24 protein-coding genes are annotated in these 23,676 nt (G+C 73.2%); 15 read left to right on the forward strand and 9 right to left on the reverse strand.

The annotated features are described in order from the left end of the window. Positions 1–11 precede the first annotated feature (11 nt). Complete coding sequence (locus ACRAKH_RS05460; protein WP_380724992.1) at positions 12–2,216, forward strand: terpene synthase family protein; 2,205 nt, start codon at positions 12–14, stop codon at positions 2,214–2,216. A 40-nt stretch (positions 2,217–2,256) separates the two neighbouring features. Here ACRAKH_RS05460 and ACRAKH_RS05465 read toward each other — a convergent pair whose 3' ends face one another. Together ACRAKH_RS05465 and ACRAKH_RS05470 are read right to left on the reverse strand one after the other, a co-directional pair. Next, on the reverse strand, positions 2,257–2,433 hold the full coding sequence (locus ACRAKH_RS05465) for a DUF397 domain-containing protein (RefSeq protein WP_380724993.1): 177 nt from the start codon (positions 2,431–2,433) through the stop codon (positions 2,257–2,259). A gap of 9 nt (positions 2,434–2,442) precedes the next feature. Continuing rightward, positions 2,443–3,282: a helix-turn-helix domain-containing protein gene (locus ACRAKH_RS05470; RefSeq protein WP_380724994.1), complete on the reverse strand. Its 840-nt coding sequence runs from the start codon at positions 3,280–3,282 to the stop codon at positions 2,443–2,445. Positions 3,283–3,364: 82 nt separating this feature from the next. Here ACRAKH_RS05470 and ACRAKH_RS05475 point away from each other — a divergent pair, with 82 nt between their 5' ends. Beyond that, complete coding sequence (locus ACRAKH_RS05475; protein ID WP_380724995.1) at positions 3,365–3,634, forward strand: hypothetical protein; 270 nt, start codon at positions 3,365–3,367, stop codon at positions 3,632–3,634. A gap of 47 nt (positions 3,635–3,681) precedes the next feature. Continuing rightward, positions 3,682–3,804 (forward strand): hypothetical protein, encoded by a 123-nt coding sequence (locus tag ACRAKH_RS05480; RefSeq protein ID WP_380724996.1) that lies wholly within the window; start codon positions 3,682–3,684, stop codon positions 3,802–3,804. Positions 3,805–3,828: 24 nt separating this feature from the next. Here the strand turns inward: ACRAKH_RS05480 and ACRAKH_RS05485 are convergent, their stop codons facing one another. Beyond that, positions 3,829–5,139 carry an MFS transporter gene (locus ACRAKH_RS05485; protein ID WP_380724997.1) on the reverse strand — a complete coding sequence of 437 codons (1,311 nt, stop codon included), beginning with the start codon at positions 5,137–5,139 and terminating at the stop codon, positions 3,829–3,831. 127 nt (positions 5,140–5,266) lie between these two features. On the opposite strand from ACRAKH_RS05485, the gene ACRAKH_RS05490 reads away from it, so the two are divergent. From ACRAKH_RS05490 to ACRAKH_RS05505, 4 genes are all read left to right on the forward strand, one after another. After that, positions 5,267–5,836, forward strand: coding sequence for an NADPH-dependent FMN reductase (locus ACRAKH_RS05490; protein WP_380724998.1), 570 nt, complete (start codon positions 5,267–5,269; stop codon positions 5,834–5,836). 1 nt (position 5,837) lies between these two features. Continuing rightward, entirely contained in the window at positions 5,838–6,824 is a 987-nt protein-coding gene (locus ACRAKH_RS05495; protein WP_380724999.1) for a zinc-binding dehydrogenase, read from the forward strand. Between the two features lie 10 nt (positions 6,825–6,834). Then, the gene (locus ACRAKH_RS05500) at positions 6,835–9,648 is read left to right on the forward strand and encodes a LuxR C-terminal-related transcriptional regulator (protein WP_447009664.1); all 2,814 of its coding nucleotides are present in this window, start codon (positions 6,835–6,837) and stop codon (positions 9,646–9,648) included. Between the two features lie 134 nt (positions 9,649–9,782). Continuing rightward, the gene (locus ACRAKH_RS05505; RefSeq protein ID WP_380727789.1) at positions 9,783–11,561 is read left to right on the forward strand and encodes a family 20 glycosylhydrolase; all 1,779 of its coding nucleotides are present in this window, start codon (positions 9,783–9,785) and stop codon (positions 11,559–11,561) included. 22 nt (positions 11,562–11,583) lie between these two features. On the opposite strand, the gene ACRAKH_RS05510 is transcribed toward ACRAKH_RS05505, so the two are convergent. After that, the gene (locus ACRAKH_RS05510) at positions 11,584–12,363 is read right to left on the reverse strand and encodes a hypothetical protein (RefSeq protein WP_380727785.1); all 780 of its coding nucleotides are present in this window, start codon (positions 12,361–12,363) and stop codon (positions 11,584–11,586) included. A gap of 111 nt (positions 12,364–12,474) precedes the next feature. After that, positions 12,475–12,711: a hypothetical protein gene (locus ACRAKH_RS05515; RefSeq protein WP_380727783.1), complete on the reverse strand. Its 237-nt coding sequence runs from the start codon at positions 12,709–12,711 to the stop codon at positions 12,475–12,477. Positions 12,712–12,910: 199 nt separating this feature from the next. Between ACRAKH_RS05515 and ACRAKH_RS05520 the strand changes: the two genes are divergently transcribed. The 7 genes from ACRAKH_RS05520 (at position 12,911) to ACRAKH_RS05550 (ending at position 19,303) form a co-directional block, all read left to right on the forward strand. Beyond that, the gene (locus ACRAKH_RS05520; protein ID WP_380727780.1) at positions 12,911–14,005 is read left to right on the forward strand and encodes an XRE family transcriptional regulator; all 1,095 of its coding nucleotides are present in this window, start codon (positions 12,911–12,913) and stop codon (positions 14,003–14,005) included. Beyond that, positions 14,002–15,135, forward strand: a complete 1,134-nt coding sequence (locus tag ACRAKH_RS05525) for a hypothetical protein (protein ID WP_380727778.1) — start codon at positions 14,002–14,004, stop codon at positions 15,133–15,135. Before ACRAKH_RS05520 ends, ACRAKH_RS05525 begins: the two co-directional genes overlap by 4 nt. A gap of 204 nt (positions 15,136–15,339) precedes the next feature. Beyond that, positions 15,340–16,464: an acyl-CoA dehydrogenase family protein gene (locus ACRAKH_RS05530; protein WP_380727776.1), complete on the forward strand. Its 1,125-nt coding sequence runs from the start codon at positions 15,340–15,342 to the stop codon at positions 16,462–16,464. Further along, on the forward strand, positions 16,464–17,471 hold the full coding sequence (locus tag ACRAKH_RS05535) for a s-methyl-5-thioribose-1-phosphate isomerase (protein WP_447009665.1): 1,008 nt from the start codon (positions 16,464–16,466) through the stop codon (positions 17,469–17,471). The genes ACRAKH_RS05530 and ACRAKH_RS05535 overlap by 1 nt, the downstream gene beginning before the upstream one ends. After that, the gene (gene mtnC / locus ACRAKH_RS05540; protein WP_380727772.1) at positions 17,464–18,129 is read left to right on the forward strand and encodes an acireductone synthase; all 666 of its coding nucleotides are present in this window, start codon (positions 17,464–17,466) and stop codon (positions 18,127–18,129) included. Before ACRAKH_RS05535 ends, mtnC begins: the two co-directional genes overlap by 8 nt. Continuing rightward, positions 18,126–18,725, forward strand: coding sequence for a methylthioribulose 1-phosphate dehydratase (gene mtnB, locus ACRAKH_RS05545; RefSeq protein WP_380727770.1), 600 nt, complete (start codon positions 18,126–18,128; stop codon positions 18,723–18,725). The genes mtnC and mtnB overlap by 4 nt, the downstream gene beginning before the upstream one ends. A 5-nt stretch (positions 18,726–18,730) precedes the next feature. Then, the gene (locus tag ACRAKH_RS05550) at positions 18,731–19,303 is read left to right on the forward strand and encodes a 1,2-dihydroxy-3-keto-5-methylthiopentene dioxygenase (RefSeq protein WP_380727768.1); all 573 of its coding nucleotides are present in this window, start codon (positions 18,731–18,733) and stop codon (positions 19,301–19,303) included. On the opposite strand, the gene ACRAKH_RS05555 is transcribed toward ACRAKH_RS05550, so the two are convergent. From ACRAKH_RS05555 to ACRAKH_RS05570, 4 genes are read right to left on the reverse strand one after another with little or no spacing between them, the layout of a single operon-like run. Continuing rightward, the gene (locus ACRAKH_RS05555) at positions 19,278–19,919 is read right to left on the reverse strand and encodes an HD domain-containing protein (protein ID WP_380727766.1); all 642 of its coding nucleotides are present in this window, start codon (positions 19,917–19,919) and stop codon (positions 19,278–19,280) included. The two genes, ACRAKH_RS05550 and ACRAKH_RS05555, sit on opposite strands and share 26 nt — an antisense overlap. Next, on the reverse strand, positions 19,912–21,204 hold the full coding sequence (locus ACRAKH_RS05560; RefSeq protein WP_447009666.1) for a HAMP domain-containing sensor histidine kinase: 1,293 nt from the start codon (positions 21,202–21,204) through the stop codon (positions 19,912–19,914). Before ACRAKH_RS05560 ends, ACRAKH_RS05555 begins: the two co-directional genes overlap by 8 nt. Next, on the reverse strand, positions 21,201–21,881 hold the full coding sequence (locus tag ACRAKH_RS05565; protein WP_380727232.1) for a response regulator: 681 nt from the start codon (positions 21,879–21,881) through the stop codon (positions 21,201–21,203). The genes ACRAKH_RS05560 and ACRAKH_RS05565 overlap by 4 nt, the downstream gene beginning before the upstream one ends. A 22-nt stretch (positions 21,882–21,903) precedes the next feature. Then, entirely contained in the window at positions 21,904–22,662 is a 759-nt protein-coding gene (locus ACRAKH_RS05570; protein ID WP_380727234.1) for a phosphotransferase, read from the reverse strand. 138 nt (positions 22,663–22,800) lie between these two features. Between ACRAKH_RS05570 and ACRAKH_RS05575 the strand changes: the two genes are divergently transcribed. After that, complete coding sequence (locus tag ACRAKH_RS05575) at positions 22,801–23,586, forward strand: hypothetical protein (RefSeq protein ID WP_380727236.1); 786 nt, start codon at positions 22,801–22,803, stop codon at positions 23,584–23,586. The last annotated feature ends 90 nt before the right edge of the window (positions 23,587–23,676 follow it).

Raw genomic sequence — 23,676 nt, forward strand, 5'->3', positions numbered from 1 at the left:
GGCCCGAACCCATGCAGCCGTTCCAGTTGCCGGACTTCTACCTGCCCTACCCGGCGCGGCTGAACCCCAGCCTGGAACGCGCGCGCACGCACACCAAGGCGTGGGCCCACGCGATGGACATGATCGACGTCCCCCAGCACGGCACCGTCATCTGGACGGACGCCGACCTCGACTCGCACGACTACGCCCTGCTGTGCGCCTACACCCACCCGGACGCGTCGCCCGACGACCTCGACCTGGTGACCGACTGGTACGTCTGGGTCTTCTACTTCGACGACCACTTCGTGGAGCTGTACAAGCGCAACCCGGACGTGGCGGGCGCCAAGGCGTACCTCGACCGGCTGCCGCTGTTCATGCCGGTGGACGGCGCGATCACCGAGGAGCCGACGAACCCGGTCGAGAAGGGCCTCGCCGACCTGTGGCAGCGCACCGTCCCCAGCCACTCGGCGGACTGGCGGCGGCGCTTCGCCGACAACACCAAGCACCTCCTCGACGAGTCGATGTGGGAGCTGCTGAACATCTCCGAGGGCCGGCTCTCGAACCCGATCGAGTACGTCGAGATGCGCCGCAAGGTGGGCGGCGCGCCCTGGTCGGCGAACCTGGTCGAGCACGTCACCGGTCTGGAGGTGCCCGCCCGCATCGCCCTGAGCCGCCCGATGGGCGTCCTGCGCGACACGTTCTCCGACGCCGTGCACCTGCGCAACGACCTGTTCTCCTACGAGCGCGAGGTGCTGGACGAGGGCGAGCTGAGCAACGGCGTCCTGGTGCTGGAGAAGTTCCTCGACGTCCCCACCCAGGAGGCGGCCGAGGCCGTGAACGACCTGCTCACGTCCCGGCTGCACCAGTTCGAGCACACCGCCGTCACGGAGGTGCCGGCGCTGCTGGACGAGCACGGCGTCGACCCGGCGGGCCGCCTCGCCGTGCTGGCCTACGTGAAGGGGTTGCAGGACTGGCAGGCGGGCGGGCACGAGTGGCACGCCCGCTCCAGCCGGTACATGAACGACGGCGCGGTCGCCTCGAACCCCGTGCTCGGCGGTCCGACGGGCCTGGGCACCAGCGCCGCCCGCGCGCTGATCGCCACCGCGCCGCAACGCCTGCGCAGCTTCAGCCACGTGCCGTTCGAGCGGGTGCCGCACCTCGACTGGCCCGACATGCTCATGCCCTACCCGCTCACGCTGAGCCCGCACTGGCACGACGCGTTGGAGCACAACGTCGAGTGGTGCCGCGAGATGGGCATCTACGACGACGTGCCGCGCATCTGGACCGAGGAGAAGGTCCGCGGCTACGACTACGCCCTGTGCTCGGCGGGCATCGACCCGGACGGCACGCCGGAGCAGATCAACCTGTCCGCGGACTGGCTGGCGTGGGGCACCTACGGCGACGACTACTACCCGTACGTCTTCGGCCGCACGCCCGACCTGGCCTCCGCGAAGGTCGCCACGGAACGGCTGAAGCAGCTGATGCCGATCGACGGCGCGGCCCCGATCACGCCGGTCAGCCCGTTGGAGCGGGGCCTGGCCGACCTGTGGGGCCGCACCACGGGGTCGATGCACCGCAAGTACCGGGAGGACTTCCGCCGGGCTGTGTCGGTGATGATCGACGCGTGGCTGTGGGAGCTGCACAACCACCACCTCAACCGCATCCCCGACCCCGTCGACTACGTGGAGATGCGCCGCCGCACGTTCGGCTCCGACCTGACGAAGAGCCTCGCGAAGTTCGGCCACGGCAACACCGTGCCGCCGGAGATCTACCGGACGCGGGTGGTCCAGAACATGGAGAACACCGCGGCCGACTACGCGTGGATGATCAACGACCTGGTGTCGTACCGGAAGGAGGTCCAGTACGAGGGCGAGGTGCACAACCTCGTGCTCGTCGTGCGGAACTTCCTCGACGTCGACCTCGACCGGGCCTACGGCGTCGTGCACGACCTGCAGACCGCGCGGATGAAGCAGTTCCAGCACATCGTGGACATCGAGCTGCCCGCGCTGTTCGAGGAGTTCGACCTCGCGCCGGACGCGCGGGAGACGTTGCTGAAGTACGCGGCGGAGCTCCAAGACTGGATGGCCGCGGTCCTCGAGTGGCACCTGAAGACGTACCGGTACGGCGACGCGGCGCTGGAGGAGCACAACCGGGTCGACGCCGGCACGCGGCGGACGCTGCGCGGTCCGACCGGCCTGGGCACGGCCTCCACCCGCGTCCACGCGCGCCTGAACTGATCAGTGGGCGGGCCGGGGCGCACGCCGCCCCGGCCCGGTGTCACTTGGCGCGCTTGACGAACCCGGTCCACGCGCTCGCCGGGAAGGCGAGCCGCGGGCCGGTCGGATTCTTCGAATCACGGACGCCGACAGGGCCGTCCGCGGGGAACGAGACGGCCACACAGCTGCCGTTCTCCGAGCTGTAGCTACTCGTACGCCACCTGTCTTGCGGCTTCACGGCGGGCTCCTACGTGATCAACGATTCGATCAGGGCCGTGCTCTCGCCAGGCGACAGCGCGACCCGCTCCAGGCTTTGCGTGCTCAGCGTATAGGTCCCGACCCGCGCCGAGTCGTCCACGAACACCGCCGCGTCCTGGATCTCGATGTACACGATCGACCGCGCGTCGACGAAGTCCAGCAGCATGAACTGGCCGGTGGTGGCCGAGTGCAGGCCCGCCTCAGGGCGCACCACCTGAATGGTCACGTTGGGCAGATCGCTCATCCGGACGAGGTGCCGGTACTGCTCGTTCAGCACCTCCTGGTCCCCGACGCGGAGGCGCAGCGCCTGTTCGTTGATCACCGCGTGCAGTTCGAGCGGCTCGTCCTTGCCGAGCAACAGGGTGCGCTGCATGCGGAGTTCGACCAGCCGATCGGCCAGGTCGGGCCGGACCCGGCTGGCGCCGGTCGTCAGGGCCATCGCGTACGCCTCGGTCTGGAGCAGTCCCGGCAGCACGATGGGCTCGAAGACGAACTCCCGCCGTGCCAGGGATTCCAGCCCGACCATGGTGCGCAGCCAGTCGGACACCACGTCGGTCCACGGGCCCACCCACGACGCGTCGTCGGCGCGACTGCTCAGCAGCACGAGCCGGTCGATGTTCTCCCGCTCGACGTCGCAGGCCTTGAGGATCTTGCGGATGTCGCCCGGGTACTGTGTGCTCCGGCCGGTTTCCATGTGGCCGAGCTTGGGCTTGCCGATCCCGCACGCCGCCGACAGCTCGGAGAGCGACAGGCCGGCTTCCTTGCGGTACCGCGCCAGCTCGACACCGATCAACCACTGGAGCGCCGAGGGCGCGGCCAACTCGAACATGAACTGATCTTAGGTGAATCTGAAGCCTAAACGTATCACTAGATCGAGTGATGGCGGCCTGTAGACGTTTACCGATAACGTGGTGATCACTCTCAGCGCCCCGGAGGCAGTGATGCACTTCAGCGACAGGTCCGTCTTCAGCCACACCGTCCTCGAAGTCGCCCCGGCGACGGAGGTGACCGTCGAAGTCGTGGACGACGACGAGGTGGAGGTGTTCGTCGGCGAGCGCAGCGAGGTGTTCGGCGTGGCCAACGGCGTGACGCTGGTGCTCGGCGAGGCGAGCCTCGACCACCTCGTCACCAGCCTGACCAAGGGGCGCGACCAGCTCCGGGAACGGGCCGGGACGGCCTGATCGGAGAGGGTCGGGGCTGCGGCGTCCCAGCGTGCTCCAGTACTTCGGTGACGTGCTCGCCCCTCGGGCGTGACGCGGAGGCGCGGGAGGCGCGGCAGCGCGCGCTCACCCTGTTCCGCGCCCAAGGCCGCGTCGCGTCCGCCGACGAGCTCGCCGCGCTGCTCGGCTGAGGTTCAGCGCGGTTCACGTGGGGTTCAGCGCTGCTTGCCCGACGCCAGCGCCGCGATCCCGGCCACCGCGACCGCCGTCAGCACCGCGACGCCCGTCCGGAACCCGGCCACACCACTGCCGGCCAGGCCCGCCGCCAACGCCGCCACCGCCGGCCCCACCGTCGCGCCGACCATCCGCGCGGTCGCGCTCAACCCGCCCGCCGCGCCCTCCATCCCCGCCGGCGCGCCCGACATGACCAGCGTGTTGATCGCCGTGTTGAACAGGCCCTGCCCGACACCCAGCACGGCCAGCCGCCAGCACAGGTCCACCAACGACGTCACCGGCAGCACGAGCAGCCCCAGCGCGGCCGCGCTCAGCACCGAACCGGCCAACGCCACCACCCACGGCCCGTACCGGTCGGCCAGCGAGCCCGACACCGCCGACAACGCGCCCACCCCGCCCACGAACACCAGCAACGCCACCCCGACGTCCTCCGGCGTGCCGCCCAGCACGTCCGTCACGTGGTACGGCACGAGGAAGAACATCACCCCGCCCAACGTCGACACCAGCGACAACGACAGCAGCGGCAACCCGAACAGCCGCCGCCGCACCACCGCGAGCACCGGCCGTGACGCGGGCAGCCGCCCCCACCACACCGCCAACACCAGGGCCACCACGAGCAGCCACGCCCGGTCCTCGAACGCCAGCAGCAGCGCCGTGACCGCGCCGCCCAGCAGCGCCGCTTCCAGCACCAGCCCCCGGTCCGGCACGGGCAGGCCGCGCCCGTCGCCGCGCAGCGACCGCCACCCCAGCCACAGCACGACCGCCAGCAGCGGCAGCTTCATCAGGAACACCGACCGCCACCCGAACGCGCCCGCCACGAGCCCGCCCAGCGGCGCGCCCGCCAGCCCGCCGACCGTCATGATCGTGATCACGTACCCGATGGCCCGCCCCCGCTGCTCCGGCAGCACGGCCGCCACCACGATCGGCATGTACCCGGCCAGCACGAGCGACGCCGCCACGCCCTGCAGCACCCGGCCGAGCACCAGCACCCAGAACACCGGCGCGACCGCCGTGAGCGCGCTCGCCACCTCGACACCGGCGAGCGCCAGCAGGAACGCCGACCGCACGTCCGCCCGGTCCACCCACCGCCCGGCGGGGATCGCGATCGCCGCCATCGGCAGCGTGTAGGCGAGCAGCACCCATGCCGTGGCGGCCGGGCCCACGTCCAGTTCGGCGCCCAGGCTCGGCAGCACCACCGCCGCCACCGTCATCTCGGTGGTCACCACCAACATCGCCAGCGCGAGCGCCACGACCGGCGCCCAACGGCTCCTGACCTGCACGTCCTGTGTCATGAGGCGACGTTATGGTCGCGTGCCGACCGGTCGAATCCGTCAGGTGACCAGTCACGTGACAGATGCCCCCGCCCGCCGCCCGCTCCTAGCGTCGTCGCCAGTGGTTCGACCGAGGAGGACACCGGACATGATCAAGCTGGCGATCATCGTGGGCAGCACGCGGAAGGGCCGGTTCGCGCCGGTCGTCGCGAACTGGTTCGCGGACCAGGCCAAGCAGCGCGACGACCTCGCCGTGGACGTGCTGGACCTGGACGACCTCGACCTGCCCGACCGCCTGCACGGCTTCGGCGAGGACCCGGCGCCGGAGGTCGCGCGGGTGTCGCCGCGCCTGGCCGAGGCGGACGCGTTCGTCGTCGTCACGCCCGAGTACAACCACAGCTTCCCCGCGCCGCTGAAGAGCGCCATCGACTGGCACTTCACCGAGTGGCAGGCCAAGCCGGTCGGGTTCGTGTCGTACGGCGGCGTCGGCGGCGGGCTGCGGGCGGTCGAGCAGCTGCGGCAGGTCTTCGCCGAGCTGCACGCGGTCACCGTGCGGGACACCGTCAGCTTCCACGGCGCGTGGACGCGGTTCGACGAGGCCGGCGACCCGGTGGAGGCGGAGCAGGTGAACAAGGCCGCGACGACCGTGCTCGACCAGCTCGTGTGGTGGGGGACGGCGCTCAAGGAGGCGCGCGCCAAGCGGCCTTACGGGGCCTGACGTGCGTGCCGTCCGCCTGCACGGGTTCGGTGACGCCGACCGCCTGTCGTACGAGGAGGTCGACGACCCGGAACCGGGGCGCGGCCAGGTGCGGATCGCGGTGCGCGCCGCGGGCGTGCACCTGGTGGACGCCGTGATCCGGCGCGGTCGCGGCGACTGGGTGCCGTTGCCCGACCTGCCCGCGACCCTCGGCAGCGAGGTGGCGGGCGTCGTCGACGCGGTGGGCCCCGACGTCGAGCCGTCGTGGCTGGGGGAGCGGGTGGTGACGCAACTGGGCCTCGCACACGGCGGGTACGCCGAGCTGGCCGTGCGGGAGGTGGGGGCGCTGCACGTCGTGCCGGACGTCCTCGGGTTCGCCGCGGCGGTGACGATGGTCTGCACCGGCGGCGCCGCGCTCGGCGTGCTGGACGCGGCGGCGGTCGCGCCCGACGACGTGGTCCTCGTGACCGGCGCGGCCGGCGGTGTCGGCAGCCTGCTCGTGCAGGGCGCGTCCAGGTCGGGGGCGCTGGTCGTGGGCCTGTCCGGGTGCGGGGAGAAGCGGCGGGCCGTGCTGCGGGCGGGCGCGGCGGTCGCCGCCGACTACCGGCGGGACGGCTGGCAGGAGGACGTGATCGCCCAACTCGGGGGACGGGAGGTGACCGTGGTGCTGGACGGGGTCGGCGGCGCGGTGGGGCGCGGGGCGGTGGACCTCCTCGCGCCGGGCGGCAGGCTGGTGATGTTCGGCTCGTCGTCCGGCGAGCTGGCGCGCGTGACGACGGCGGACCTGTTCGCCCGTTCGCTCAGCGCGACCGTCGCCGTGGGTCCGCACGTGACGAAGCGCTTCGGCGGCTTGCGGGCGTTGGAGGCACGGGCGCTGGCCGAAGCCGCCGCCCACCGGCTGACCCCGGTCGTCCACCCGTTCCCGCTGGCGGACGCGGCGCGGGCGCACGAGGCGATGGAGGACCGGCGGACGATCGGCAAGGTCGTCCTGGTCCCGGACGCCGGCTAGGGTCGTGGACATGCTGCACGGGCAGTCGGCGGAGCTGGCCGTGGTCGAAGGTCTCCTGGCCGACGCCCGAGCCGGTCGCAGCGGCGTGCTCGTGGTGCGCGGCGAGGCGGGGATCGGCAAGTCGGCCCTGCTGACCCACGCGGCCACCATCGCCACAACCAGCACCGCCGCCGCGACCGCAACCACCAGCACCACCGCCACCAGCACCACGGCCGCCGCCAGCACTACCGCCGCAACCGCAACCACCGCCGCCACCACAACCCCTGCGACCGCCGCCAACCCCGCAGCGAACCGCCGCACGGCCGGGTTCCTCGTGTTGCGCGGCACGGCGGTGGAGTCCGAGTCGGTCGTCCCCTTCGCCGGCCTGAACCTCCTCCTCGGCCGCGCGGTGGACCGGCTCGACGCGTTGCCGCCCAACCAGGCCGCCGCACTGCGCGGCGCGCTCGGCCTCGCCCCCGCCGACGGCGGCGACCACCACCTCGTCGGCCTCGCCGTCCTCACCCTCCTGGCCGACCTCGCCGACGACGGACCGGTCCTCTGCCTCGTCGACGACGCGCACTGGCTCGACCAGAGCTCCGCGCACGCCCTGGTGTTCGCCGCACGCCGCCTGCAGGCCGAGGGCATCGCGATGGTCTTCGCCGCCCGCGAGCTGCACGCGCCGCCGTTCCCCGCGCCCGGCCTGCCGGAGCTGCGCCTCGCCGGCCTCGCCCCGGACGCCGCCACCGCCCTGCTGGACGAGCACGCCGCCGACCTCCCGCGCCACGTCCGCGAGCAGATCGCCCGCGAAGCGCGCGGCAACCCGTTGGCGCTCCTCGAACTCCCCGCCGCGCAACGCGAAGGCCACCTGCCCGCCGCGCACGCCTACCGCGTCGCCGCCCTGCCCACCCACAGCCGCATCCAGCAGACGTTCGCCGACCGCATCGGCGCCCTGCCCGAGCGCACCCGCACCCTGCTGCTCGTCGCGGCGGCCGACGACACCGGCGACCCCGGCGTCGTCTTCAAGGCCGCCGCCCTGCTGGGCGCGTCCGTGGACGACCTGGAAGCGGCCGAGCAGCGCCAACTCCTGCGGTCCGACGACGGCCGGCTCACGTTCCGCCACCCGCTGATCCGCGCCGCCGCCTACCAGAGCGCGTCGCTGGTCCGACGCCTCGCCGTGCACCGCGCGCTGGCCGACGTCGTGGACGACCCCCACCGCAGCGCGTGGCACCTGGCCGCGGCCACCACCGCGCCGGACGAGGACGTGGCGCTCGCGCTGGCCCGCACCGCCGAGGAAGCACGGGGACGCGGCGGCTTCGTCGCCGTCGCGTCGGCCTACCAGCGTGCCGCGGAACTCACCCCCGACCCCGCGCGGCGCGGGCACCGGCTGGCGGCGGCGGCGGGCGCGGCCGGTGCGGCGGGCCAGTTCGACCGCGCGTCCGCGCTCGCCGACCAGGCGTGGGACCTGGTGGCCAACCGGGTGGACGGCGCCAAGGTGGCACGCGTCCAGGCCCGGTTGGCCGCCGAGCAGGGACGGTCGGCGGAGGCCGCGACGCAGCTCCTCCGCGCCGCCGCCTGCGCCCGGCACACCGATCCGGAGCTGGCGGGGGAGCTGCTGTTCAACTCCGCCCAGAACGCGTGGGCGGGCCGTGACTTCGACGCCCTCCGGGAGATCGCCGCCCGCGCCGACGGCCTGCCCGGCGCCGACGACACGCGGGCCGTGGCGACCGCCGCCCTGGGGCTGGACGGCGCGGACGTGCCCGGCGGCATGGCGGCGCTGCGGCGCCTCCTCGGCTCGCGGTACGTCGGCGGACCCGGCAACGCGGTCACGGCCTGGTGGCACCTCGTGCTGGGCGACGACCGCGCCGCGTACGAGTGGGCCGCCGACCTCGAACGCCAGTCCCGCGCCCAGGGCGCCCTCGGCGTGCTGCCCCGCGTCCTCGCGTACCTGGCCCGCGGTCGCCTGCACCTCGGGCAGCACCGGGACGCCCGCGCCACCGCCGAGGAAGGGCTGCGGATCGCGTCCGACATCGGCCAGACGTTCAGCGTGGGGTTCCTGTCCAGCGTGCTCGCCGAGCTGGCCGCCATCGAGGGTGACGAGGCGCGCTGCGAGGAGCTGGTGGCGACGTTGGCCGGCGGCCCGCCGCGGTCGGTGCGCGCGGCGTGCGCGCTGGCGCTGCTGGACCTCGGGCTCGGCCGCCACGAGGCGGTGCTGGACCGGCTGGCCGACGTCGCCGCGGGCGCGCACCGGCTCTACGCCGTCTCCAGCCTGCCCGACCTGGTCGAAGCCGCCGCCCGCCTCGGCAGGCACGCGCACGCCGCCGACGCGGGGGACTGGTTCGACGAGTGGGCGTCGAGCACCGGCCGGCCGTGGGCGGAAGCCGTCGCCGCGCGGTGCCGCGCCCTGCTCACCGACGACGAGCGCTGGTTCAGCCGTGCGGTCGACCTGCACCGCGTCGCCGACGGCCGCCCGTTCGAACGGGCCCGCACCGAGCTGCTGTACGGGGAGTGGCTGCGCCGCGCCCGCCGCAAGACCGACGCCCGCGCCCATCTCCGTTCCGCGCTGGACCTCTTCGAGCGCCTGGGCGCGACCCCGTGGGCGGCCCGCGCCCGCACGGAACTGCGCGCCACCGGCGAGAGCCGCGCGCTGCCCGGTCCGGACCCGCTGAGCACCCTCACGCCGCAGGAGCTCCAGGTCGTGCGGCTGGCCGCCGAGGGGCTGAGCAACCGGGAGATCGGCGCGCAGCTGTTCCTGAGCCCGCGGACGGTCGGCTACCACCTGTACAAGGTGTACCCGAAGCTCGGCGTGGCGTCCCGCGTGGAGCTGGGCAAGCTCGACCTCGCGTAGCCAAATGGTCTAGACCCATTGACATCGTCCACGACGCGTACGCACCCTTGACGGCAGTCGGCCGCCGCCCTGCCCGAGGAGGTTTCCACGTGAATCTCAAGAACAGGACGGCACGGTCGCTCGCCGTCCTGGTGATGGTGCTCGGCGCGACCGCCGTCTGGAACGCCGGCTCGAACACCACCGCGGCGCTCGCCGCGGAACCCCTGCGCAGCATCGTCCCCGTGCCGGTGTCCGTGCAGCCCGCGGCCGGCGTCACGCACACCGTCACCGCCGCCACCAAGATCTACACCACGCCCGCGGCGCACGCCGTCGGCGACCAGCTGGCCGCGCTCCTCCGCCCGTCGACCGGCTACCCGCTCCCCGTCACCGACACCACCGGCACGCCGTCCGACGGCATCTCGCTGCTCATCGGCGGCGCGCCCGCGACGGTCGGCGACCAGGGCTACCACCTCGCCGTCACGGCGGCGTCCGTCCAGCTCCGCGCCAACACCCCGGCGGGCCTGTTCGCGGGCGTGCAGACGCTGCGGCAGATGCTGCCCGCCAAGGTCGAGAGCCGCACCGCCCAGCCCGGTCCGTGGACGGTCCCCGGCGCGACGATCACCGACCACCCGCGCTTCGGCCACCGCGGCGCGATGCTCGACGTGGCCCGCCACTTCCACCCCGTGGCCACCGTCAAGCGGTACCTCGACCAGCTCGCCCTCTACAAGGTCAACTACTTCCACCTGCACCTGACCGACGACCAGGGCTGGCGGATCGTGATCGACAGCTGGCCGCGCCTGGCCACGCACGGCGGCAGCACGCAGGTCGGCGGCGGACCCGGCGGGTACTACACGAAGGCGCAGTACCAGGAGATCGTCGCCTACGCGGCGGCCCGGCACATCACCGTCATCCCCGAGGTGGACCTGCCCGGCCACACCAACGCGGCGCTCTCCTCGTACGCCGAGCTGAACTGCAACGGCGTCGCGCCCGCGTTGCGCACGGACATCGCGGTCGGCTACTCGTCGCTGTGCGTGTCGAAGGAGATCACCTACACGTTCGTGGAGGACGTGATCCGGGAGATCGCCGCGCTGACGCCCGGCCCGTACTTCCACATCGGCGGCGACGAGGCCAACGCGACCACCGACCAGGAGTACCAGACGTTCATGAACCGCGTGCTGCCGCTCGTCGGCAAGTACGGCAAGAAGCCGATGGGCTGGCACGAGTTCGTCAAGACCACCACCGACACCTCCGCGGTCGCGCAGTACTGGGGCACGACCACGTCCAACGCCGTGGTGCAGAACGCCGCCGCGCGCGGCCAGAAGATCCTGATGTCGCCCGCGAACAAGGCGTACCTCGACATGAAGTACCACTCCGGCACGCAGCTCGGCCTGAGCTGGGCCGGTTTCGTCGAGGTGCAGGACGCCTACAACTGGAACCCCGGCACGCACGTCAGCGGCGTGCCCGAGTCCGCCGTGCGGGGCGTCGAGGCTCCACTGTGGACGGAGACGATCGTGACGCCGGCCCACATCGACCACATGGCGTTCCCGCGCCTGTCGGCGATCGCGGAACTGGGCTGGTCGCCGTGGTCGACGCACAACTGGGACGCGTTCAAGGCCCGCCTCGGCGCCCAGGCCCCGCGGTGGGCCGCGATGGGCATCGACTTCTACCGCTCGCCCCAGGTGCCGTGGGAGAGCGGCGACACGACCACCACCACGACCACCACGACGACAACCACCACCACGACGACCACGACCACGACCACCACGACCACGACCACCACGACGCAGCCGTCGGGCACGTGGGCGCCGAACCGCGCGTACGCGGTCGGCGCGCAGGTCACCTACAACGGCGTCAACTACCAGTGCCGCCAGGCGCACACGTCGCAACCGGGCTGGGAGCCGCCGAACGTTCCCGCCCTCTGGCTCCGCCTCTGACGGGGTCGTCCGCCGCCGGGGCTCAGACGACCCTGGCGGCGGACACCGGGCGTTGCGCCATCGTGAACGTGCCCGCGGACGACGTGTTGACGCTCCACCGGTAGCGGGTGAACTCGCCGGTGGCGTCGGAGGCGTAGAACATCATGTGCCCGAAGCCCGCGCCGTCGGTCTCGGCGGTGGCGTTGAAGATCCGGTTGTCGGGGTACCGGAAGTAGTTGCCGACCCCGTACACGCCGTGCGGCTCGGACGTGCAGTCCACGACCTCCACGGCGTACTGCGTCTCGCCGGGGAAGTTCAGGCCGCGGCTCGGCGCGGTGTAGACGCCCTTGACGGACCGGACCAGCACCACGTGCCCGGTGTTGGTGTCCTGGTCGTTGCGGTAGTCGATGGCGATCAGGTCGCCCGGCCGGAGGTCCGCGACCCTGGTGACCCGCTCGAAGTGCGGCACCCGCCGGTCGGCGAAGGCGGCCCGGTAGTCGCGGGCGAACGGGCTGGCCAGCCCGAAGTGCCTGCTGAAGAACGCCGACGTCGCCCACCGGTACGTGCGCTTCAGCACGGCCGTCTGGAAGGACGCGCACTGGCTCTGGTTGACCCACTCGGTCGCGTCGCCGGGGGAGCCCCACCGGACCACGTTCGGCTGGTCGGGGTGCTTGTACGTGTTGTTGGACAGCGGGCACGTCGGCAACGAGAGGTAGCCGACCAGCTGCTCGGCCTCCAGCAGGTGCGGCGTGGACGTCCGGTGTGGACGCGGCGCCTGGGCCAGGGCCGACGCGGTCGCCCCGAGGGTCGCGGTCGCACCCACGGCGACGGCGGTCCCCCCGCGGAACGGTCTGCGCGACAGGTCCATCGTGCGACTCCCCCTTCGATACGGGCGCGCATACCGTAGTCGAAGGGGGCAAGCCGCACGGTGGGATCAGCGCACGTAGACCAGCAGGACGGTGGTCAGGACCGTGCAGACGGCCAGCATCCCGGCGAGGCCGGTCATGGCCGCGCCGGCGGACAGCACGACCTTGGTGAGCATGCCCAGCACGCGGCGCAGCAGCCGGGCCAGACCCATGACCAGCGTCATCGCGCCGATCATGATCATCACGACGAGTGGCGTCCACTCGGTGGTCTCGGACGATTGAGCTAACGCGGTGAGCATGTTCATGACGACCCCTGGATGGCTTCCTGGGTGAACTTCACCTAGACTCACTGAAGTTGACTGAACCTCAGTAACCTGAGGGTAAGGTGACGTGTACTTCACTGACAAGCCCCTGATGGGGGTAGTGGGTCGTGACTTTCCGCCGTAATCGTGTATGTTTCGCTCTTCAGCTAGTGAGCTGAAGTTCACTGAAGGGCGCGCGGACGTGGTCGTTGCGGATGACTCCCCCTCGCTGGCGCACCGCCTCAGGGCGTTGCGCGAGGAGCAGTGGCCCGACGTGACGATCACCCAGAGCGACCTCGCGGCGGCGTTCAGCGCCGACAAGCCGGCCAGCGTGCCGCTCCTGTCGTCGTGGGAGAGCCGCACCAAGCCGAAGACGCCGCCGCTGCACCGCCTGGCCGCCTACGCCACGTTCTTCGCCACCAGGCGTTCCGTCGCCCAGCGCCCGTACCGCCTGCTCCCGGTGGACGAGCTGACCCCGGACGAGGCCCGCGACCGCGAGGAGCTGCTGCGCGAGCTGACGGAGCTGCGGGCTGCCGAACAACGCGAAGCCGGCACGTCGCCGCCGCCCGACCAGGGCAACCGGGGTTTCTGGTACTTCGACGACCGGCACGTGATCACGATCGTGGTGGCCCAGCTGCCGGCCGCGATGCGCGAGCGGATGCCCTACTCCGACCCGACGCAGCCGGACTACGTGGAGCTGTACACCTACGCCGACCTCGACGCCCTGATCGAGCTGCACGGCCACATCCGCGCGCTCAACCCGCGCAGCCAGGTCAACTTCCGCATCGCCTCCGACCTGGAGCCCGACGACTACACCACGCACCTCGTCCTGCTCGGCGGCGTGGACTGGAACCTGGTCACCCGCGAGCTGCTGGCCCGGGTCGACCTGCCGGTCACCCAGGTCGCCAGGCACGACGACGACGAGGCGGGCGGCTTCCTCGTGCGCCGGCCGGACGGCGGTGAAACGCTGTTCGCACCGAAGCTCGGCAGGGAGCGCGGCCACGAGGTGCTGCACGAGGACGTGGCCCACTTCTACCGCGGACCGAACCCGTTCAACCACAAGCGGACGGTGACGATCTGCAATGGCCAGTACGGCCGGGGAACCCTCGGCGTCGTGCGGGCCCTGACCGACACCAGGTTCCGCGACCGCAACGCGGAGTACCTGGCGACCCGCTTCGCGGGCACGCGGGCCTACAGCGTCCTCACCAGGGTGCTCGTGGTGAACGGCCAGGTCGTCACGCCGGACTGGAACCTGCCCGAATCACGCCTTTTCGAGTGGCCGGAGGGCCAGGGTTGAACGCCACAGCGCCGGCGCCCGTGGAGCACCACGCGTCGCACGGCAAGCTGCTGACCACAGTGGACGTGGAGGACTGCCCGCCGGGGGCGGTGGACGCGGTCGTCGTGCCCACCAACCGGACGTGGGCGCACCTCGACAAGGCGACCGGGGTCGCCGCCGTGCTCGGCCGGCCGCTGGTCGTGCTGACCAGCGGCAACGCCGCGCCGGAGGCAGCCGCGAAGCTGGCCCGGAAGAAGCACGTCGAGATGCTGGTCGTCGACGTCACCGCCCTGCCGGCGTCGGTGATGCCCCGCCTGGCCACCACGGAGGTGCTGCGCGGCACGGAGTTCGAGCGCGGCACCGACACCAGCCTCAAGCGCAACCTCGGCCTCCTCGTGTCCCGCGTGGTCGGCTGGGAGCGGGTGGCGTTCCTGGACGACGACATCACCGTGCCCCGGCCCGCCGACCTCGACGCCGCCGCGGGCCTCGTCTCGCACGGCTACGCGGCCGTCGGCCTGGAGGTGGGCGGGTACCCGGACAACTCCGTCGTCTGCCACGCCCACCGCGAGACGGGCGGCGACCAGGGCACGTTCATCGGCGGCGGCGCGCTCGTCGTCGGCAACGACTCGATGTCCTCGTTCTTCCCCACCATCTACAACGAGGACTGGTTCTTCCTGCTGGACGACGAGGGCCTGCGCCGCTCGGCGATCACCGGCCAGGTGGTCCAGAAGGAGTACGACCCGTTCGCCGGGGAGCAGCGGGCGCAGGTGGAGGAGTTCGGCGACTGCCTCGCCGAGGGCGTGTTCGCGCTGCTCGACGACGACGGCGGCTTCGAGGCGGCGGCGGACGAGGGCTACTGGTGGGACTTCCTGCACGGCCGGATGGCCCTGATCGACGGCATCCTCGACCGGATCGAGTCGCGGGGCCGGCGTGACGGGGAGGCGCTGCGCATGGAGATCGCCCTGCGGGCCGCCCGCAAGCGCTGCGAGGCCATCCCGCCGTCCCTGTGCGTGCGGTACCTGAAGGCGCTCGCGCAGGACCGCCGCACGTGGGCCGCGCACGTCCAGGGCTTCCCGCGCGGCACGGTCGGGCTGCGCGGCGCGATGGGCGCGCTGGGCCTGGCCCGGTGCGGGACGTACGTCGCCCCCTGACCACACCCTCCCGACCCCGCCGGTCCTGACCCCGCCGCCCCGACCCCACCGGGTCCCGACCACCCCGGGTCGACGGCTGCCCGCCGAGGCCTCTCCCATGTGGCGGAACGCTCAGTTCTCCGCGCCCGCCGGCGATTAGGCTCGCCTGCTGGAACGGGGACGAGCGGGCGGCGGCTGGGCCGTCGGTCGGACGGAGGCACGGGGATGACGAGCACCGATGGTCGGCAGAAGTGGCTGACCGTCGCCGAGGAGCTGGCGACCGCGCTGCGGGTGGACGCGGCGGAGCGGGACCGGCGCGGTGCGGAGCCGGTGGCCGAGGTCGACGCCCTGCGGCGGTCCGGCGTGCTGGCGATCGGTGACTGGGCCACCCAGCAGGCGGTCACCCGGGTGGTGGGGGCGGCGGACGCCAACGTCGGTCACCTGCTCGGCTACCACTACCTCCAGGTGTGGCGGACGGGCCTGTTCGGGCGCGACGGCGTGACGTCCGGCGCCGAGACCTTCTGGGCCGGGGTCAGCAACCCGCTGGACGCGGCGCTGGAGCTGCGGCCCGTCGACGGCGGGTACGAGGTCACGGGGCGCAAGACGTTCGCCACCGGCGCGTCGGTGGCCGACCGGCTCGTGGTCAGCGCGACCCGCACGGACACCGGCGACAAGGTCACCTTCGTCCTCGACGCGAAGGCCGACGGCATCACCTACGCCGGCGACTGGGACAACATCGGCCAACGCCTCACCGCCAGCGGCGGCGTCGTGTTCGACCGCGTCCACGTCCCCGCCGACCAGGTGCTCGGCGCCCACGACGAGACGAACCCGCGGCTGTCCCTCGCCGCCCTGGGCTTCCAGCTCGTGCTCGCCCAGCTGTACGTGGCGATGGCCGAGGGGGCGCTCGCCGAAGCCGCCCGCTACACCCGCACGACCACCCGCCCGTGGTTCCTCAGCGGCGTCGACAGCGCGACCGCCGACCCGTACGTCCTCGCCACCTACGGCGAGCTGGTCGCGGACGCGCAGGCCGCCGGGCTCCTCGCCGACCACGCGTCGGAACGCCTCCGCCACGCCTCCGAGCGCGGCGCGGACCTGACCGCCGACGAACGCGCCGACACCGCCGCCGCCATCTCGTCCGCCAAGGTCGTCGCCACGAAGGTCGCGAACCAGACCACCAGCCGCGTGTTCGAGCTGTGCGGGGCCCGCGCGACCGCCGCCGGCTACGCGTTCGACCGGTTCTGGCGCAACGCCCGCACGCTCACCCTGCACGACCCGGTGGCGTACAAGGCCCGCGAGGTCGGCGCGCACTTCCTCACCGGCGAGCACGCCCCGTTCACCGGGTACAGCTGATGGAGCCGCTGCTCGCGCGCAGCGTGCGCCTCGAAGACGACGGCGTGCACATCCTGGACCGGCGCAACTTCCCGTTCGAGCGGGTGTGGGTGCGCTGCGGCACGGTCGGCGAGGTCGCCAAGGCGATCGAGGACATGGTCACCCAGTCGTCCGGCCCGTACTTCGCCGCGCTCTACGGCATGGTGCTGGCGGCCCGCGAGGTCCGCGGCCTGCCCCGCGACGAGGCCCGCGCCGCGCTCGACCGGGCCGGGCGGCTGCTGGTCGAGACCCGCCGCACCAACAACCACCTGCGCAAGGCGGTCGCCGCCGTGCTGGCCGGCGTGGACGCGGACGACGACGTCGAGGCCGGGGCGCTGCGGGGCGCGCTCGCGGGCGACGAGCGGTACCGGGCGCGCAGCCGCAGGCTCGGCGAGTTCACCGCCGCCCGCCTCCCGGACGAGGGCGCGGTGCTCACGCACTGCTGGGCCGACCTGTACCTGACCGAGACCGTCACCGCTGCCCAAGACCTGGGCAAACGTTTGCGGTTCGTCTGCACGGAGACCCGCCCGTACCTCCAGGGCGCGCGGCTCACCGCCGAGACCCTGGGCGAGATGGGCGTCGACACGACCCTCGTCACCGACGGCATGGGCGCGGCCGTGATGTCGACCGGCGACGTCGACGTGCTGCTGACCGCCGCCGACCGGGTCACCATGGACGGGCACGTGGTCAACAAGGTCGGCACGCTCGGCCTGGCGATCGCCGCCCGCGAGTTCGACGTGCCGTTCCTCGCGATGGTGCAGGCGCCGGACCGGCTCGCGCCCACCGCCGCCGACGTGCCGATCGAGTACCGGCCCGGTGACGACGTGCTGCACACCCTGGGCCGCCGCACGGCCACCGAGCGGGCGCGGGGCCGGTACCCGGCGTTCGACGTCACGCCGCCGCGGTTCGTGACGGAAGTGGTGACCGATCGCGGTGCGTACGCTCCGCACGAGCTGGCTGATTACTACGTTGGGGACGTTCATGACTGAGTGGGTTGTGCTGGACATCGAAGGCACGCTCAGCGCCACCGACCAGGTCCTGGTCACGCTGTACGACTACGCCCGGCCGCGCCTCGGCCCGTGGATCGACGAGCACGGCGACGACCCGGCCGTGGCCGAGGCGGTGGCGCAGATCCGCGAGCTGTCCGGTGTGGACGGTGGCACGGACGAGCTGGTGCGCGTCCTGCACGGCTGGATGGACGCCGACCAGAAGGTCACGCCGCTCAAGACGCTGCAGGGCCTCATCTGGCAGCGCGGCTACGCCGAGGGCGACCTGGTGGCCGAGTTCTTCCCCGACGTCGTGCCCGCGCTGCGCGAGTGGCACGCGGAGGGCGTCGACCTGGCCGTGTTCTCGTCCGGTTCGGTGGCCGGCCAGGTGGCGTTCTTCAGGCACACCACCGACGGCGACCTCACGTCGTTGTTCCAGCACCACTTCGACACCGTCAACGCGGGCCCGAAGCGCGAGGCCGCGTCGTACCTGAAGATCGCGTCCGTGCTCGGCTCGGACGACATCACGTTCTACTCGGACGTGCCCGCGGAGCTGGACGCCGCCGCCGAGGCGGGCTGGCGGACGGTCGGCGTGCGGCGGCCGGGCGAGCCGTACGGCGACGCCGACTTCGGTCCACACCGGACGGTGGAGGCCCTGTGACGCCCGATCCGCGGGAGGCCGGCGAGGCGCTGGCCGCCGAGTGCGCCCGGTACACCGCGATGGGCTGGATGCGCGGCACGTCCGGCAACCTGTCCGTGGTGGTCGACCGCGACCCGCTGCGGCTCGCGGTCACCGTCAGCGGCAAGGACAAGGGCGAGCTGACCCCCGACGACGTGGTCGTCGTCGACGCCGAGGGCCGCACGGACGACCCGGTGCGCGTCCCGTCGGCCGAGGCGGGCCTGCACGGGCGGATCGCGGCGGTGTCCGGCGCGGGCGCGGTGGTCCACGTGCACGCCCTCGCGCCCGTGGTCGCGGCCGAGCACTGGCCGGACGGCGTCGAGCTGCGCGACCTGGAGATGCTGAAGGGGTTCGGCCGGCAGGCGCACGAGTCCGTCGTGATCCCGGTGGCGCCGAACAGCCAGGACATGCGGGTGCTCGGCGACGCGTTCGAGGCCGGGTTCCGCGCGGACGTGCCGGCCTTGATCGTGGCCCGGCACGGCGTGTACGTGTGGGGTGACGACCTCTACCAGGCGCGGCACCGGCTGGAGTGCTTGGAGTGGCTGGTGCGCTTCAAGGTCGAAACCCACAGGAGGTAGGCGCGATGACGTTGCTGACCGTGTGGTCGGACACCGACCCCGAGACGGTGGTGGTGCGCACCGCCGACCCCGCCGAGATCGCCGCGGAGCTGAAGCGGCTCGGCGTCCGCTACGAGCAGTGGCCCGTCGTGCCCGGCGTGACCAGCGAGAACGCGCTGGAGGTGTACGCCGAGCAGGTCGCCCGCGTCACCGAGGCCGAGGGCTACACCCTGGTCGACGCGATGGAGATGACCCCGTCCGACGACCCGGGGTGGCTGGAGACGGCGGGGCAGGCGCGGCTGAAGTTCCTGGCCGAGCACACCCACGACGACGACGAGGACCGGTTCTTCGCGCGCGGCGCGGGCGTGTTCTACCTGCACGTCGACGGACGCGTGCACGCCGTGCTGTGCGAGGCGGGCGACCTGCTCAGCGTGCCCGCGAACACCACCCACTGGTTCGACATGGGCACCCGGCCGGACTACGTGTCGATCCGGTTCTTCCACGACGACGACGGCTGGGTCGGCAACTTCACCGGCAGCGAGATCGCCCGGTCGTTCCCGACGTTCGACGCGCTCATGGCGGGTCACCGAGCGAGCTGAGCTCGGCCGCGAGGTTGGCCTTGGCCCGTGCCTCCCACCGCTCGTGCGCGTGCGGCGTGACGTAGAGCGGGTCGCGCCGCGCCAGGGCGCGCAGGACGTTCGCCCGCCCGACCCGCCACGCGTCGTCCGGCACGTGCGCGTACTCGGCGCGCACCGCCGCCCGGTAGCGCTCGTACACGTCGGGGTCGGCGGCGAGGACGGCCAGGTCGGCGTCCAGGAGCAGGCACGTCAGCGGGTCGTCCGACGCGTGGTCCGCGGTGGCCAGCACCAGGTCGGCCACCTGGTCGGCCTCCGGCAGGCCGGCGAGCCGGTCGCGCGCCCACTCGGCGCTGCGGCGCTCGTCGTCGCCGTGCCTGCCGTCGTACACGACGTCGTGCGCCAACGCGGCGAGCGCCAGCACGGCCCGCTCCCGCGGTGTCCGCCCGTCGGCCCGCGCGAGGAGGTCCGCGTCGCGCGCGACAGCCAGCGCGTGGTCGGTGTTGTGGTAGCCGCGGTGGGGTTCGGCGTACCGGGTGGCCAGGTCGCCCGGCCCCTGCGCGCCGTCCGGGTCGTCCGGGTCGTGCGTGCCGCCCAGCTCGGCGACCGCCTCGCACCACCGCGCTTCCAGCTCACGCACCGGGCACCCCCACCGTGAACGCCGCGCCGCCCTCGGGCGCGGGACCGGCCTCGATCGTGCCACCCAGCCGGGTCACCAGGCCGTGCGCCAGCGCCAGCCCGACGCCCGTGCCCACCGGCCGCGACCGCTCGTACTTCGCGTGCAGCGCGCCCTTGCGGAACGCCACCCGGTAGTCCTCCTCCGACAACCCCGGCCCGCCGTCGCGCACCTGCAGCACGTCACCCAGCGACAGCACCACGGGCCGGCCCGCGGGCGTGACCCGGAGGGCGTTCTCCAGCAGCCCGTCCAGCACCTGCCGCAGCCGCCGCGGGTCGGTCACCCGCACCACGGGGTGCGCGGGCAGTTCGAGCCGGAACTCGACGTCCTTCGCCGCGCACCGCGCCCGCCACACCTCCGCGGCGGCCGACACCAGCGCGGTGAGGTCGACCGGCGCGAGGTCGACGCGGAAGTCGTCCGCGCCGAGCCGGGCCAGGTCGAGCAGGTCGGCCACCAGCCGGTCCAGCCGGTGCGCCTCCCGCCCGATCGTCCGGCCGACCGCCGGCACCTCCGACCCGGTCACCACGCCGTCGGCCAGCGACTCGGCGAACCCGGTGACCGCCGTCAACGGCGTCCGCAGCTCGTGCGACACCGACAGCAGGAACTCCCGCTGCCTGGCCTCGCTGCGCGCCAACGCGTCGGCCAGCGAGTTCACCGCGCCCGCGACCTCGGCGACCTCCGCCGGCCCGCGCTCGGGCGCCCGCAGGTCACGCCGCCCGCCGCTCATGGTGCGCGCGACCGCCGCCGTCTCCCGCAACGGCCGGGAGACGACCCGGCCGAGCGCCAACCCGGCCGCCGCCGCCACCGCCAGCCCGACGGCCAGCGCCAACGCGATGTTGCGCACCAGCCGCCGCCCCGGCCCGTCGCCGGTCGCGGTGTCCTGCACCAGCGCGACCCCGTCCCGCGCCTCCACGAGCCGCGTGCCGACCCGGCCGGACGCGCCGCCCGTCGCCCGCACGGCCCGCACCGCCTGCGGCTCGCCGTCCAGCGCGCCGTCCGGTCCGACGAGGACCACCGCGATGCCCTGCCCGCGCAACACCTCGACCACCCGTGCCCGACCGGGCCGACCCGCCTCGCCGAGCTGCCCGGCCACCACGTCCGCCTGGTCCGCCAGCGCCTCGCGGGCCACCTCGCGCGAGGCCGTGAGCACGAGCCGGGCCGAGACGAGCCCCGCCACGACGACCGCGACCGCGGCGACGGCCAGGCACAGGGCCGTGACGCGGAACGCGAGGCTGGTCCGGGCCGTCACGGCGACGCCTCCGCCGAGTACCCGACCCCGCGCACGGTCCTGATCGGACTGCGGTCGCCGAGCTTCGCCCGCAGCTGCGCCACGTGGACGTCCACGGTCCGCGTGCCGGCCGCCGCCGCGTAACCCCACACCGCGCTCAGCAGCTGCTCCCGCTCGAACACCCGCCCCGGGTGGCGCATCAGGTGGGCCAGCAGGTCGAACTCGGTCGACGTCAGCGCCACCTCGACGTCGCCGGCCCACACCCGCCGCCGGTCGACGTCCAGCCGCACGTCGCCGACCACGTGCACCGCCTCCACCGGCGGCGTCCCGCGGCGCAGCACGGTGCGCACCCGCGCCACCAGCTCGCGCGGGCTGAACGGCTTGGTCACGTAGTCGTCCGCGCCCAGCTCCAAGCCGAGCACCCGGTCCACCTCGTCGTCCCGCGCGGTCACGAACAGGACCGGCGTCCAGTCGCCCGCCGCGCGCATCGCCCGGCACACCTCGACGCCGTCCAGCCCCGGCAGGCCGACGTCCAGCAGCACCGCCACCGGCCGCAACCGCCGCACGGCGGCCAGCGCCGCCCGCCCGTCCGACTCCACGTGCACCCCGAACCCGTCCCGCCGCAGGTAGAGGCCCACCAGGTCGGCGATGGCGCGTTCGTCCTCCACGACCAGCACGAGTCCCGGCACGCCGCGCATCGTGGCACGGCGACACCGGCGATCAGGGCCGCGAGCGCGTTCGGGTTCGGTAAAGGTCGCGCACCCGCGTCCAGCACTCGCCGAACAGCGCCCGCAGCTCCCGCCAGTGCGCCAGGTCCGCCGCCGGGTAGGGGATCGGCTCGCCGTACACGCCGTCCGCGCACGCCACGTCCCACCCGACCGGGCCGCGCCAGGCGTCCTCGAAGTCGTTCCACACCGGACCGCGCGGCGTGACGAGCACGTTGCGCGGGTGCGCGTCGCCGTGCAGGGGCTGCACGGGCGCGTCCGGCCACCGCGCCACCAGCGCGTCCCGTGCGGCGACCAGCTCCGCCGGCCGTCCGACCAGCGCCAACGCCGCGTCCACGTCGGTCAGCGGACCCCGTTCGGGCAGCGGGCCGGGGTAGTGGCGCAGCTCGGCGTGCAGCTCGGCCAGCATCGCGGCGAACGACGCCCGGTCCGGCCGCCGGTCCGGGTCGTGCCCGACGTGCCGGGCGAACGCCACCACCAACCCGTCGTGCCGCACCGGCCCCGGCCCGTGCGGTTCCACCACCGGCACACCGCGCCCGGCCAGGAACCGGCTCAGGTCGTCGGCCCGCCGGAAGTGCCCGAGCACGTCGGCACGGGCCAGCGCGGTCACCGTCGCCACGCGGGCCACCACCGGCGCCGGCCGTAGCCGCACGAGCAGGTTGTAGCCGTCCTTCAGCACCTCGGGGTCGTCGGCGGGCAACCCCAGCCGACGGGCCGCCACCAGGACTCGCGCGATCACGGCGGACGTCTCCACACCTGCATCCTGACATTCCACCCGAACGTGCATAACGGATTGGCATCGGAGTGCATCAACCGGACGGCACAAGACGATAGAGCAGACGGCGGATCATCGTGATCGGCCGAACAGCTCATCGAGCCACGTGGAGCTCCCATGCGCACGGCATCTCGCACCCTGTTCGGAACAGTTCCCTTGCTGGCCGTGATCGTGGCGGCCGCGCTCGCGACGGGCGCGTCGGCCCAGGCCGCGCCACCCCAGCCCGGTGACACCCGCGCCACCGCGCACGAGGGCAACATCGACATCGGCCAGCCCGGCAACGCGTGCACCGCAGTGGGGCTCCCCGGCCAGGAAGCGGCGATGCCGGCCGGCACGTTCACGTCCGACGGCACCTACATCGACATCACCGCGTTCCCGCCGGGGCAGGTCGTCACCGGCGTCGTGGTGAAGGGCGGTCCGGCCTACAACGTCTACACGGCCGCCGCGCTCGGCGTCCTGCCGTGGCTCGACCTGCACGCGCCGCTCAACGAGAGCGGCAAGCCCGCGGGCATCAGCCACTGGTTCGTCTGCGTGGCGCCGGCAACCACCACCACCACCACCACGACCACCACAACGACCACGACATCGAAGACGACCACCACCGTGCCGACGACGACCGTCCCGACCACCACCACCGTCCCGACCACTCCGGGCGTCACCACCACCGTGCCGACGACGACGACGACCACCACGGCCGTCGCCACCACGACGACGACCCGGCACGTCCCCGTCACCACGACCACGACGACCAAGGCGGCCGTGATCGGCGTCGGCGGCTCGGACGACGACCTCGCCACCACCGGCTTCAACGGCTGGTGGCTCCTCCTCGGCGGACTTGCCCTGGTCGGAGCGGGTGCGCTCGCCCTCCTCGCGCCGAAGTTCCGACGTCGCGCCCGCCGCTGACCATGATCATGAACAAGGTTCAACATCACTAACCCGTAACGAATAGACGGCAACCCGCTTCATGCCAATGGGCTAACTCGATAGAGGGAT

This window comes from Saccharothrix hoggarensis (genome assembly GCF_052936025.1).